Origin of the sequence: Brevundimonas sp., assembly GCF_016463485.1 — a bacterium.
GTDB lineage: Bacteria > Pseudomonadota > Alphaproteobacteria > Caulobacterales > Caulobacteraceae > Brevundimonas.
This window is the reverse complement of sequence record NZ_JAEMRD010000108.1, coordinates 1-11,519: the sequence shown is the minus strand read 5'-3', so window position 1 is coordinate 11,519 and position 11,519 is coordinate 1. Positions and strand designations below refer to the sequence as shown.

13 protein-coding genes and 2 pseudogenes are annotated in these 11,519 nt (G+C 67.9%); 11 read left to right on the top strand and 4 right to left on the bottom strand.

Annotated elements, in window-relative coordinates:
• Window positions 1-17: 17 nt before the first annotated feature.
• Entirely contained in the window at window positions 18-1,034 is a 1,017-nt protein-coding gene (locus JHC99_RS13810; protein ID WP_292154970.1) for a UbiA family prenyltransferase, read from the top strand.
• A gap of 10 nt (window positions 1,035-1,044) precedes the next feature.
• Window positions 1,045-1,902: a DUF3298 domain-containing protein gene (locus JHC99_RS13805; protein WP_292154966.1), complete on the top strand. Its 858-nt coding sequence runs from the start codon at window positions 1,045-1,047 to the stop codon at window positions 1,900-1,902.
• A 16-nt stretch (window positions 1,903-1,918) separates the two neighbouring features.
• Here the strand turns inward: JHC99_RS13805 and JHC99_RS13800 are convergent, their stop codons facing one another.
• The 3 genes from JHC99_RS13800 to JHC99_RS13790 are packed head-to-tail and all read right to left on the bottom strand — an operon-like array spanning window position 1,919 to window position 3,492.
• Window positions 1,919-2,860 (bottom strand): alpha/beta hydrolase, encoded by a 942-nt coding sequence (locus JHC99_RS13800; RefSeq protein WP_292154964.1) that lies wholly within the window; start codon window positions 2,858-2,860, stop codon window positions 1,919-1,921.
• Between the two features lie 33 nt (window positions 2,861-2,893).
• A complete protein-coding gene (locus tag JHC99_RS13795; protein ID WP_292154963.1) occupies window positions 2,894-3,091 on the bottom strand; it encodes a helix-turn-helix transcriptional regulator in 198 nt (65 codons plus the stop codon).
• On the bottom strand, window positions 3,088-3,492 hold the full coding sequence (locus tag JHC99_RS13790) for a hypothetical protein (protein ID WP_292154962.1): 405 nt from the start codon (window positions 3,490-3,492) through the stop codon (window positions 3,088-3,090). Before JHC99_RS13790 ends, JHC99_RS13795 begins: the two co-directional genes overlap by 4 nt.
• Before the next feature lie 160 nt (window positions 3,493-3,652).
• On the opposite strand from JHC99_RS13790, the gene JHC99_RS13785 reads away from it, so the two are divergent.
• The 4 genes from JHC99_RS13785 to JHC99_RS13770 all read left to right on the top strand — a co-directional run bounded on the left by JHC99_RS13785 (window position 3,653) and on the right by JHC99_RS13770 (window position 6,604).
• Window positions 3,653-4,606 carry a fatty acid desaturase family protein gene (locus JHC99_RS13785; protein WP_292154961.1) on the top strand — a complete coding sequence of 318 codons (954 nt, stop codon included), beginning with the start codon at window positions 3,653-3,655 and terminating at the stop codon, window positions 4,604-4,606.
• A 5-nt stretch (window positions 4,607-4,611) separates the two neighbouring features.
• Window positions 4,612-5,256 (top strand): methyltransferase, encoded by a 645-nt coding sequence (locus JHC99_RS13780; RefSeq protein ID WP_292154969.1) that lies wholly within the window; start codon window positions 4,612-4,614, stop codon window positions 5,254-5,256.
• A gap of 50 nt (window positions 5,257-5,306) precedes the next feature.
• On the top strand, window positions 5,307-5,678 hold the full coding sequence (locus tag JHC99_RS13775; RefSeq protein ID WP_292154960.1) for a hypothetical protein: 372 nt from the start codon (window positions 5,307-5,309) through the stop codon (window positions 5,676-5,678).
• Window positions 5,679-5,755: 77 nt separating this feature from the next.
• On the top strand, window positions 5,756-6,604 hold the full coding sequence (locus tag JHC99_RS13770) for a neutral zinc metallopeptidase (RefSeq protein ID WP_292154959.1): 849 nt from the start codon (window positions 5,756-5,758) through the stop codon (window positions 6,602-6,604).
• A gap of 5 nt (window positions 6,605-6,609) precedes the next feature.
• On the opposite strand, the gene JHC99_RS13765 is transcribed toward JHC99_RS13770, so the two are convergent.
• A complete protein-coding gene (locus JHC99_RS13765; RefSeq protein WP_292154958.1) occupies window positions 6,610-7,377 on the bottom strand; it encodes an EAL domain-containing protein in 768 nt (255 codons plus the stop codon).
• Window positions 7,378-7,570: 193 nt separating this feature from the next.
• On the opposite strand from JHC99_RS13765, the pseudogene proB (JHC99_RS13760) reads away from it, so the two are divergent.
• The 5 genes and pseudogenes from proB (JHC99_RS13760) to JHC99_RS13740 all read left to right on the top strand — a co-directional run.
• A pseudogene (gene proB / locus JHC99_RS13760) lies at window positions 7,571-8,461 on the top strand (glutamate 5-kinase); the annotation flags it as partial.
• A gap of 4 nt (window positions 8,462-8,465) precedes the next feature.
• Window positions 8,466-9,104, top strand: a complete 639-nt coding sequence (gene proB, locus JHC99_RS13755; protein ID WP_366927818.1) for a glutamate 5-kinase — start codon at window positions 8,466-8,468, stop codon at window positions 9,102-9,104.
• Window positions 9,101-10,387 carry a glutamate-5-semialdehyde dehydrogenase gene (locus JHC99_RS13750; protein WP_292154967.1) on the top strand — a complete coding sequence of 429 codons (1,287 nt, stop codon included), beginning with the start codon at window positions 9,101-9,103 and terminating at the stop codon, window positions 10,385-10,387. Before proB (JHC99_RS13755) ends, JHC99_RS13750 begins: the two co-directional genes overlap by 4 nt.
• Before the next feature lie 141 nt (window positions 10,388-10,528).
• Window positions 10,529-10,831 carry a hypothetical protein gene (locus tag JHC99_RS13745; protein WP_292154957.1) on the top strand — a complete coding sequence of 101 codons (303 nt, stop codon included), beginning with the start codon at window positions 10,529-10,531 and terminating at the stop codon, window positions 10,829-10,831.
• A gap of 15 nt (window positions 10,832-10,846) precedes the next feature.
• A pseudogene (locus JHC99_RS13740) lies at window positions 10,847-11,519 on the top strand (carbamoyl phosphate synthase large subunit); the annotation flags it as partial.

Below are 11,519 nucleotides of genomic sequence, written 5' to 3'. Positions count from 1 at the left end.
CCGCTACACTGGCCGCCATGTCCTCTGCCCCCCTTCCCGACGCCGGCCGCAACTGGGTGGATGATCATGCGCCGGAGGGACTCAAGCCCTGGCTCAAGCTGGGGCGGTTCGACCGGCCGATCGGGATCTGGCTGCTGCTCCTGCCCGGCTGGCAGGGGATCGCCCTGGCCTATGCCAACTACAGTCGCGTTCCCGATTTAAGGGCGCTCTGGTTGATCGTGGCGTTCGCGATCGGAGCCTGTCTGATGCGGGCCGCTGGATGTGCCTTCAACGACCTGGTCGATCGCGATATCGACGCCCGCGTCGCCCGTACGGCAGGACGGCCAATCCCATCCGGGCGAATCTCGGTGCGGCAGGCGTGGGGTTTCATCATCGGCTGTTCGCTGGTCAGCCTGGCGATCCTGCTGACGCTCGGTCCCGTCGCCATCGGCCTTGGATTTGCTTCCCTCGCCCTCGTCGCGGCCTATCCCTTCATGAAGCGGATTACCTGGTGGCCCCAGGCCTGGCTGGGCATGACATTCAACTGGGGCGCCCTGATGGGCTTCGCTGCGGCCTATTCATTTGAGGCCAAGATCGCCTGGTCTCAACGGGCGCTCGAGCATTTCGGACTGGGAGGACAGGCCGATGTCTACGTCGTCGGCGGCATTCAGGATTACCAGTCTGCGCTGTTCCTCTGGTTAGGCGGCGTCTTCTGGACCCTCGGCTATGACACCATCTATGCGCTGCAGGACATCGAGGATGACGCCATGGTCGGGGTCAAGTCATCGGCCCGACGCCTCGGCACCACCGTCCCGCGCGGCGTGGCCCTGTTCTACGTCGCGGCCGTCGCCTGCGCCCTGCTGGCCGGGCTGAACGCGGGTCTGGGTCCGCTGTTCTATGTCGTCCTGATCGCCTATTCCGCCCATCTGGCCTGGCAGGTCCGCACGCTGCGGCTCGACAACAGCCCCCTGGCCCTGCGACTGTTCAAGTCGAACCGCGAGGCGGGCCTGATCCTGCTCGCCGCGATCGCGCTCGGCGGACTGCATTTCTTATGAAGGACATTCGATGAGCTCTCCGTTCAAGCGCCCGGTCGTTCTGGCCGGCACGGCCGCCGCCGCCCTGGCCGTCGTGGGCGCGATCGCCTTTGCTGTCATCACCAGCCGCCCGGACGAGACACCCGCGCCCACGCCGGTGCCCCCGACCGCGACGGCCGTTGTGACCCCGGCCGAGGCCGCCGCCCCCTTCGATTTCCGCTCCGAGACCCCCTACGCCTCGGTCGAGCTGACCCTGCCTCCGGCGCTGAAGCCCTATCCGGACCTGCACGCCCGGCTGTTCTCGGCCGGGGTGCGCGACCTGCGTCAGTTCACCGAAGGGTCCCAGTCCGACCGCACCGAGGCGGGCGGCGACATGGGGCTCGGGGCCTATGAGAAGACCATCGAATACGACACTCCGGTCGAGACCGGCAAACTGTTCAGCCTGGCCCGCACCGACTACGAATTCACCGGCGGGGCCCACGGCCTGTCCAGCTATTCGGCCATTCTTTGGGACAAGGCGTCGAAGCAACAGATCACCGCGGCCCGGCTGTTTCGCCCCGGGGCCGACCTGTCGGTCCTCGACACCGCCCTGTGCGCCGCCCTGAACGCCGAGAAGGAAAAGCGCAATCCCGGTGTCGAACCCCTGACGCTGGGCACGGTCGAGGGCCAGATCTGGTCCTGCCCCACCGCCGCCGGGATGCCGTTCGTGCTGGCCGCCGGATCGACGCCGGGCAAGGCGGGCGGGCTGACCTTCCTGATCGGCCCCTATCTGGTGGGCTCGTACGCGGAGGGGTCCTTCTGGGTGAACGTGCCCCAGTCGATGTTCCGCGCCCTGATCGCCCCCGCCTATGCCGACGAGTTCGCCGGCGACCCCACGCCCCTGCCCTAGGAAGACGGCCAGTAGGCTATTCGGCCAGGAAGGCGTCCGTCAGTTCGGCGAATCGGGCGGGCTGGTCGGCCATGATGAAATGACGGCTGCCGTCCACCCGGATCAGCTTGACGCCGGGCAGGGTCGCGTATTCCCGGCCCCAGGTCGCGTCGGCCATGGCGGCGGGCGCACCGCCGTCGGCGTCGGCGGCATACAGCACCGTGACCGGCGTGGTCATGGCCGCCAGACCCGGTCGCGCATCGGTGGTCATCACGTCGCGGATCGCCGCGCCCAGGGCTTGGCGATCCGAGGCCATGGTCCAGTTCACCATGGCGATACGCGTGGCCGGATCGCGCGCCAGGCCGACGGCCCCTTGCGTCTGGGCGGCGCGCAGGGCGGGCTCGGGCGTGTCGCGCATCGAGGCGGCCGCCTGGGCCGCGAACGGACGCGCGGACTCCACCGTGACCTGGGGTCCGAACAGGGCCGAGAAGAAGGGAAGATTATCGACGGCCATCACCTTGCCGATCAGCTCGGGGTGCCGCTGGGCCAGCAACAGGGCCGAAAGCCCACCCATCGAATGGCCGATCACGGCGGGCCGGTTCAACCCGGCGCTGCGCACATAGGCGGCCAGCGCCTCCACCGCCGGATCGACGAAGGGTCCATCGCCGTGGCTCCAGGGCTCGCCGGCGAAACCCGCGTACTGGACCAGATGCACGCGGTGCGTCGTCTTCAGCCGCTCGGCCTCGGCCCGCCAGACCTCGCGCGAAGACCCGAAACCGGGGATCATCAGGACGTCGGGGCCGGATCCGATCACCTCGACCGACAGCCGGTCCGAGGTGATCGGGGCCCCGGCCTGCGCGGGCGCCGCAACCTCGCCGGCCCAGGCCTGGGCGGCGGCGACGAAACAGGGCGAGCAGACGGCGAGGCCGATCAGGGCAGCGCGCAGCCGGGGGCGCGCCTGGAAGAAGGCGTTGAGCATCATGGTCTCCGGGGTAAGATCAGGCTGACTTGGTCAGCCGTGGGGGTTTTCGAAAATCTCTTCCACGGGCTGCCTGAACAACACCGCGATCCGGTAGGCGAGATCCAGCGAGGGGTCGTGCTTCTCGGTCTCCAGGGCGTTGACCGCCTGTCGCGAGACCCCCAGGGCCTGACCCAGCTGTTCCTGGGTCCAACCGCGCTCGGTGCGCAGCAGTTTCAGCCGGTTCTTCATCGGCTGGTCTTCACGAAGGGAGAGACCAGCCCGTAGATTCCCCAGAACAGCGGATAGATCAGCCAGCCCGGCGCGTGCGGCGCATCGGCATAGCTTTCGCCAAAGCCCCAGGCGCTGAACAGGGCCATGGCGATCCCGGCCGACAGGATGAACTGCTTGGCCGTAAGGCTGCGCACGAACTCGTCGGACTCGTTCATCAGCGACAGGGTTGCCCAGATCTGGCCCGCCACCGGGGCCGAGACCGCCAGGGCCAGGGCCCAGGCCGCGACCGGGCTGCCGATGTCGTCGAAGGCCCCGAAGATGGCGGCCACGTTGATCGCGACATAGCCGCTCATGAAGGCGAGCGTGCGGATGACGTATCGTCGATGGGCCGGCGTGGTCGATCTGCCGAGAGCAAGCATGACGTGTTCTCCTGACGAAATGTAAGGCTTACGTTACATCAAGAAAATGTCGTGTCAACCTGACTTAAGGTCAGGTCAGAATGACTTTAGCGACTATCGGTACAGGTCGGTCTGGGAGAGGACGCTAGGCCCATCCGCGACGACGCGCTATCCTGTTCCCATGCCTGCTGCACCGCGCGTCTCGCCGTCAGACCTGTTTACGCCCGAACAGTGGGCGCCGTTTCAGACGCGCTCGGCGTGGAAGGGACCGCTGCTGGTCGCCCATGCCTGGGCCGTGATCGCCGCCGCCATCGCCATAGGCGTCGTCTGGCCGATCCTGATTCCGGTCTGCATCATGGTCGTCGGGACGCGACAGCTGGGTCTTGCGATCCTGATGCACGAGGCGGCCCACGGCGCCCTGCATCCGAACCTGAAGCTCAACGACGCACTGGGCCACTGGCTCTGCGCCGTGCCGGTCGGTGCCTCGCTTGCGGCCTATCGCCCCTATCACCTGTCCCACCACCGCTTCGCCCAGCAGCCCGAGGATCCGGACCTGGTCCTGTCGGCACCGTTCCCGGTCAGCCGGGCCTCCCTGCGCCGCAAGATCGTCCGCGATCTGACCGGCCAGACCTTCTTCAAACAGCGGCTGCTTCTGCCCCTCGCCCTCATGCGGTCACGCCCCGACGGCGCGGCGGACAGGGCGCACAATTACGAAGCGGCGGTAACCGGGCGATCCGTACTTCCGTTTCTGGGCATCAACCTGATGCTGCTCGTCGTCCTCAGCCTCGCCGGTCTCTGGTGGGCCTGGTTCGTTCTATGGCTGCTGCCGATGGCGACTTGGTTTCCGATGGTGACGCGCATCCGCAATATCGCCGAACATGCCTGCGTCGAGGGTTCCTCCACCGACCCGTGGCGCGCGGCCAGAACCACAGGGGCGTCTTGGTGGGAGCGCGCCTTGATCGCCCCCTATTGGGTCAATTTTCATGCCGAGCACCACCTGTTCATGCACGTGCCCTGTTGGAACCTGCCGGCTCTGAATCGCGCCATCGCCAGGACGCCGAAGGCAGCGGGCATGGAGCGGGCTCCAAACTACGTCTCGGTCGTGCGCACGGCGACCGGGAGGCCTGCACCCTGACCCCCATCGCCGACCCCCAGGCCTTCATCCTCGTCAACACGCGTTTGCAGGCCGTGCCCCATGCGCCGCAGATCTCGCTGTGGCTGGCTGACGAGATCACCCCCATCTGGCGCATGACCGAGGAGGAACTGGGCGAGATTGGACTGCCCCCGCCGTTCTGGGCCTTCGCCTGGTCGGGCGGCCAGGGGCTGGCCCGCTATCTGCTCGACCATCCCGACGAGGTCGCGGGACGATCCGTGATCGATTTTGCCACGGGTTCGGGCCTGGTCGGGATCGCGGCGATGATGGCCGGGGCGACCTCGGTTCTGGGGGCGGACATCGACCCCTTCTGCGGCGCGGCGGTCGCTCTCAATGCCGAGGCCAACGGGATCGACATGGCCTTCACCGACCGCGACCTGCTGGACGCACCGCCGCCGCCGGTCGATGTCATCTGCGCCGGCGACGTCTGCTACGAGAAGCCGATGACCGAGCGGGTCCTGGCCTGGCTGGGGGCCGCGCGGGCGAACGGAACGCGCGTCCTGATCGGCGACCCGCACCGGACCTATTTCCCGAAGTCGGGCCTTGAGCTGCTGGCCGAATATCAGGTGCCGACCACCCGAGAACTCGAGGACCTCGCCATCAAACGCTCAAGCGTCTGGGCCCTGCCCTGAGCCCGGACGGCCACGCTTGGACTTGCGCCAACCCGGCCCATATGTCCGGCATGACCCGCTCGAGCATCCTTGCCGTCGCCCTGATCGCCCTGGCCGGTCCGGTCTCGGCCCAGGTCTATCCGTACAGCCCGACGGGGCGGCCCGACCTGACCACCGGCGACGTCCATCGCTACGAGATGGACCGGCTGCGCAACCAGTCCGACCGAAGCCAGGCCCTGGCTCAGTCCCAGACGGCCCAGACGCGGGCGACCATTCAGTCGCTTCAGGCCCGGCGTCAGCCGCCTCTCGACCTGCCCGAAGCCCGTCGCCCGCTGACTCTCGAAGAGGCGCGCCAGGCCCGACAGGCGTCCGAGGCCCGCAGTGGGGCTGTCGTGCGCTCCACGACCCAGATCGACACCTGGCTGGACCGACGCCCGCAATAGCCCGGATTGCGGCGCCGCATCTCTTTCCTTCAACGCGCGTTCCGGCCTAGCTTGAGGGCCAACGGAGGGAAGACATCATGCGCTGGGAAGGTGGAGAACGCGGCGGCGGCGTCGAGGATCGGCGCGGCCTGGGCGGCGGCGTTGCGGCGGGCGGCGGTCTGGTCGGACTGGTGCTGGCAGCGGCTGGATACCTGTTCTTCGGCATCGACCCCTCGACCACCCAGCAGGTCGTCAGCCAGTTCGGTCCCGCCACGGGCCAGCAGGAAGGCACCGTGGGAACTCCGGAAGATCAGGCCGGACTGTTCGTCGATGTCGTCGGCGAAAACATCAATGACGTCTGGGCCGAAAAGCTGAATGGCTATCGCAAACCCAACGTCGTGATCTACACTCAGGGCACCCAGACCGGCTGCGGCTTCGGTCAGGCGGCCATGGGGCCGTTCTATTGCCCGTCGGACCAGACCATCTATCTGGACCTCGCCTTTTGGCAGGAGATGGAGACCCAGCTGGGGGCGTCCGGTGCCGACTTCGCCCGCGCCTATGTCATCGCCCACGAGTTCGGCCACCACGTCCAGACCCTGACCGGGGCCTCGCAACAGGCCGAGGAGGGCCAGCAGCGGGCCCGCAGCGAGGGGGAAGGCAATCGCTACTCGGTAGCGCTGGAGCTTCAGGCCGACTGCTACGCCGGCGTCTGGGCTGCCAATGCCGCCCAGGTCGGCAACGGCCAGGTCGTGGTCGAGGCCGGCGACATCGAAGAGGGCTTGCGCACCGCCTCCGCCATCGGCGACGACACCCTGCAACAACGCGGCGGCGGCCGGGTCTCACCCGAAAGCTTCACCCACGGATCGTCGGCGCAACGGATGGAATGGCTGCAGCGCGGCTATCAGTCCGGCGACCCCGCGTCCTGCAATACGTTCGCGGCGCTGTAAGGCGTCTAGGCGCTGAGGGCCATGGCCTGACGTTGGCCGGGCCAGGACACGACGGGCAAGGCGGCGATTTCCGGCTTGGCCAGCAGGTACCCCTGCATCAGCGAGACGTCGAGGTCCCGCAAGGTTTCGTATTCCGCCAAGGTCTCGACACCCTCGCAGACGGGCTCGATACCCAGGTCACGAAGCATGTTCAGCGTGTTGCGCACGATCGTGAACCGGACCTTGTCGGTATCGATGCCCCGGATCAGCGCCATGTCCAGCTTGACGATGTCGGGCTGGAATCTGCTCAGCAGTCCAAGCCCGGCGTAGCCCGCGCCGAAATCGTCGATGGCGGTCTTGAACCCCATGGCGCGGTAGGCGCGCAGGATGTTCAACAGATGGTCGGCGTCGACGGCCTCATCTTCCGTGAACTCGAAGATGATCCGGTTCAGCGGGAATCCGGTTCGCATCGCCGCCGCCAGGGTTACGCGGATACACGCCCTGGGCTCATAGACCGCGTTCGGCAGAAAATTGATCGACAGGTTGGCCCCGGCTTGAGCCATCTCGAGATGAGCCGCCATTTCGATCGCCGTCGTACGGCAGAGCTGATCGAACCCGTAGCGATTCTCGGTCGACACCTGGGCCAGAACCGCGCCGGCCCCGCTTCCGTCCCGTCCCCGGACGAGGGCTTCGTAGGCAAAGACCGTCTCGGTCTTCACGTCGACGATCGGCTGAAACGCCATCGTGATGGGTTGTTCAAAATCGACGCCGTCACGACAGGCTACGCAGGACATGGGCACGCTCCGACTACGGACAGACGTTCGGCTGAAAAGATTAAGAATCAATCGGATGCAGCCCTCGCGTGTGCGCGGTTTTCGGCTGCGCTTGGTGTTCCCGACGGGCCGGGACTCTTCTGGTCTGTGGCTGGATGCGTTACTGGGCACGGCTTGCAGCAACGCTCGCTTGCTGCGCCGCAACCTTGGCGGCATGGTCCGCCGCGTGAAGATCTCGGCCTCTGAAACCCTGGGCGGCGCGCGCCGCATCGTCGTCAAGATCGGCTCCTCGCTGGTCGTGGATGCGGACAGCCGTGCCCCGGCGAGCGCCTGGCTGGCCGCCCTGGCGCAGGACATCGCCGACCTTCGTGCTCGGGGCCGAGAGGTCATCGTCGTGTCGTCGGGGGCGGTGGCCCTGGGGCGAGGCCGGTTGGGCCTGGCCAGGAATGCGCGACTGGACGAGAAACAGGCGGCGGCGGCGGTGGGGCAATCGCTGCTGATGCAGGCGTGGGAGGCGGCGCTGGGGCCGGTGTCACTGACGCCCGCACAGGTGCTGCTGACCCGCGACGACACCGAGCGGCGGCGGCGGTGGCTGAATGCGCGGGCGACGCTCGACGCCCTGCTCAAGCTCGGCTGCATCCCCGTGGTCAACGAGAACGACACCGTCGCCACCGAGGAGATCCGGTACGGCGACAACGACCGGCTGGCGGCGCGGACGGCCCAACTGGTCCGGGCGGACCTGCTGATCCTGCTGTCGGACGTCGACGGTCTGTATACGGCCGATCCGAGGAAGCACCCGGCGGCGAGCCATCTGGCCGTCATCGAGGCCCTGACTCCCCAGATCCTGGCCATGGCGGGCGGGGCAAATACGGCCGCCGACGTCGGCACCGGCGGGATGGCGACCAAGCTGGAAGCGGCACGGATCGCCCGCTCGGCGGGATGCGCGACCCTGATCGTTTCGGGGCTGGAGCCGCATCCGCTCCGGGCGCTGGCGCAAGGCGCAAAGGCGACGCTGATCACCGCGCCGGCGACACCGCTGGCCGCCTACAAGCAGTGGATCGCGGGCAGTCTGGAGCCCGCCGGAGCCATCGCCATCGACGACGGCCCAACTGGTCCGGGCGGACCTGCTGATCCTGCTGTCGGACGTCGACGGTCTGTATACGGCCGATCCGAGGAAGCACCCGGCGGCGAGCCATCTGGCCGTCATCGAGGCCCTGACTCCCCAGATCCTGGCCATGGCGGGCGGGGCAAATACGGCCGCCGACGTCGGCACCGGCGGGATGGCGACCAAGCTGGAAGCGGCACGGATCGCCCGCTCGGCGGGATGCGCGACCCTGATCGTTTCGGGGCTGGAGCCGCATCCGCTCCGGGCGCTGGCGCAAGGCGCAAAGGCGACGCTGATCACCGCGCCGGCGACACCGCTGGCCGCCTACAAGCAGTGGATCGCGGGCAGTCTGGAGCCCGCCGGAGCCATCGCCATCGACGACGGCGCGGCCCAGGCTCTGGTCGGGGGCCGCAGCCTGCTGGCCTCGGGCGTTCAGCGGGTCGAAGGACGCTTCGACCGGGGCGACTGCATCCGGGTCGTGGGCCTGACGGGCGGCGCGCTGGGTGTCGGTCTGGCCGCCTATGCCGCAGACGAGATGGAGCGGATTCGCGGGCGGCATTCGGGCGAGATCGAGGGCCTGGTCGGATACAAGGGGCCGGGCGTGGCCATTCACCGCGACGATCTGGTACTGGACCGCCCATGACCGTCCAGCCTGTCCAAGTCCAGTTCGACGTCGCCGCCCTGATGGCCGACATGGGCCGCCGCGCCCGTGCGGCGTCAGAGGCTGTGCGTCTGGCGGCGGCGGAGACGCGGGCGGCGGCGCTGAGCGCCATCGCGAAGGCGCTGCGCACCCGTGCCGATGCCATCCTGACCGCCAACGCCACGGACGTCTCCCGCGCCCGCGCCAACGGCGTGACCGAGGCCCTGATTGACCGCCTGGCCCTGACGCCCACCGGGATCGCCGCCATGGCCGATGCGGTGGACGAGGTCGCCGCTTTCCCCGATCCGCTTGGCATCGAGACAGCCCGCTGGACCCGGCCGAACGGACTGGATTTCGCCCGGGTGCGTACCCCGCTCGGCGTGTTGGCGATCATCTATGAGAGCCGCCCCAATGTGACCGCCGACGCAGCGGCCCTGTGCATCCGCTCGGGCAATGTCGCTATCCTGCGCTGCGGCTCGGACTGCCTGGACAGTTCACTGGCCATCCACGCGGCGGTGGTCGAGGGACTGACGGCGGCAGGGCTTCCGGCCGACGCGGTGCAACTGGTTCCGACGCCGGATCGCGCGGCGGTGGGTGCCCTGATGACCGGACTGGACGGCTCCATCGACCTGCTGATCCCGCGCGGCGGAAAGAGCCTGGTCGCCCGGGTCCAGGCAGAGGCGCGAGTGCCGGTGCTCAGCCACCTGGAAGGGCTGAACCACACCTATCTGCATGCCGCCGCCGAGGTCGACATGGCGCGCGACATCGTCGTCAACGCCAAGATGCGACGGGTCTCGGTCTGCGGTTCGACCGAAACCCTGCTGGTCGACGCAGAGGCCGCCGGTCGGTTGCTTCCGCCCGTCGCCGAGGCCCTGATCGCGGCGGGGTGTGAACTGCGTGGCGACGCTCGGGCCCAGACGCTCGTGCCCGCCATGACACTCGCCTCGGACGCCGACTGGTCCACCGAATATCTGGCCCCCATCCTGGCCGTGCGGATCGTGGACGGCATGGACGAGGCCATCGCCCATATCCGCCGCTACGGCTCGGGCCACACCGAGGCGATCGTCACCGACGACGCCGAGGCCGCCACAACCTTCCTGAACGCCGTGGACAGCGCCATCGTCCTCTGGAACGCCTCGACCCAGTTCGCAGACGGCGGCGAGTTCGGCTTCGGGGGGGAGATCGGCATCTCGACCAGCCGCCTGCACGCGCGCGGACCGGTCGGGGCCGAACAGCTGACCAGCTACAAATACGTGGTGCGCGGGACGGGGCAGACGCGGCCTTAAGCTTCGCTGTCCCCACCTTTCGTTTCAGAGGGGTTGTGCCCCGTGCCCCCCGTCTTTAGACGGGCCGCTTAACCGACAACCTGAACGCCAGCGGCCGAGGCACACGCTTCGCCGGGGCCTTCGCGCGCGATGGAATGACCCATGTCCGAGCATGACGAGAGAGACGCCGCCGTTCGCGCCGCCCTCGCCGCGCATGGAGACTCAGGGATTACGCCGCGCCACACCCTGTTCTTCTTCCATGGCGAGGGCGACCACGACGACCTGAACGAGCTCGCGCGTCGCGCCGGCTTCGTCACGAGCGGCGAGGACGACATGACCGTGCTTGAAACGACGATCCCGGTGGACGAGGCGTCCTTCGCTCCCGTCTCCGCCATGATGCAATCCTGGGCCGCGGCCTTCCAGCTCGACTACGACGGCTGGGAGTGCGCGGTCGTGACCCATTAAGAAAAAGAGGCCGCGATGCCCAAACGTACAGACTTGAAATCCATACTGATTATCGGCGCGGGGCCGATCGTGATCGGGCAAGCTTGCGAGTTCGATTACTCGGGCGTGCAGGCGTGCAAGGCGCTGAAGGCGGAGGGGTATCGGGTCATCCTGGTCAACTCCAACCCGGCGACGATCATGACCGATCCGGACATGGCCGATGCGACCTATATCGAGCCGATCACGCCCGAGTTCGTCGAGCGGATCATCGCCAAGGAACGCCCCGACGCCCTGTTGCCCACCATGGGCGGGCAGACGGCGCTGAACACGGCGCTGGCGCTGGATGCGTCGGGGGCCCTGAAAAAGTACGGCGTCGAGATGATCGGGGCCAAGGCCGAGGTCATCGACAAGGCCGAGGATCGCCAGAAATTCCGTGACGCCATGGACAAGCTGGGCCTGGAATCGCCGAAATCGAAAGCCGCGCATTCGATGGAGGAGGCGCTGGAGGGGTTGGAGTTCGTGGGCCTGCCTGCCGTGGTCCGACCCTCGTTCACCCTCGCCGGCACCGGGGGCGGCATCGCCTTCAACCGCGAGGAGTTCGAGGAGATCGTGCTGCGCGGCCTCGACCTCAGCCCCACGACCGAGGTGCTGATCGAAGAATCGGTGCTGGGCTGGAAGGAGTACGAGATGGAGGTGGTCCGCGACACCG

What these genes read in the sequence shown, in the direction of transcription:
- JHC99_RS13810 (WP_292154970.1), top strand. Translation starts at nt 18, where the DNA reads ATGTCCTCTGCCCCCCTTCCCGACGCCGGCCGCAACTGGGTGGATGAT.
- JHC99_RS13805 (WP_292154966.1), top strand. Translation starts at nt 1,045, where the DNA reads ATGAGCTCTCCGTTCAAGCGCCCGGTCGTTCTGGCCGGCACGGCCGCC.
- JHC99_RS13800 (WP_292154964.1), bottom strand. Translation starts at nt 2,860, where the DNA reads ATGCTCAACGCCTTCTTCCAGGCGCGCCCCCGGCTGCGCGCTGCCCTG.
- JHC99_RS13795 (WP_292154963.1), bottom strand. Translation starts at nt 3,091, where the DNA reads ATGAAGAACCGGCTGAAACTGCTGCGCACCGAGCGCGGTTGGACCCAG.
- JHC99_RS13790 (WP_292154962.1), bottom strand. Translation starts at nt 3,492, where the DNA reads ATGCTTGCTCTCGGCAGATCGACCACGCCGGCCCATCGACGATACGTC.
- JHC99_RS13785 (WP_292154961.1), top strand. Translation starts at nt 3,653, where the DNA reads ATGCCTGCTGCACCGCGCGTCTCGCCGTCAGACCTGTTTACGCCCGAA.
- JHC99_RS13775 (WP_292154960.1), top strand. Translation starts at nt 5,307, where the DNA reads ATGACCCGCTCGAGCATCCTTGCCGTCGCCCTGATCGCCCTGGCCGGT.
- JHC99_RS13770 (WP_292154959.1), top strand. Translation starts at nt 5,756, where the DNA reads ATGCGCTGGGAAGGTGGAGAACGCGGCGGCGGCGTCGAGGATCGGCGC.
- JHC99_RS13765 (WP_292154958.1), bottom strand. Translation starts at nt 7,377, where the DNA reads ATGTCCTGCGTAGCCTGTCGTGACGGCGTCGATTTTGAACAACCCATC.
- JHC99_RS13750 (WP_292154967.1), top strand. Translation starts at nt 9,101, where the DNA reads ATGACCGTCCAGCCTGTCCAAGTCCAGTTCGACGTCGCCGCCCTGATG.
- JHC99_RS13745 (WP_292154957.1), top strand. Translation starts at nt 10,529, where the DNA reads ATGTCCGAGCATGACGAGAGAGACGCCGCCGTTCGCGCCGCCCTCGCC.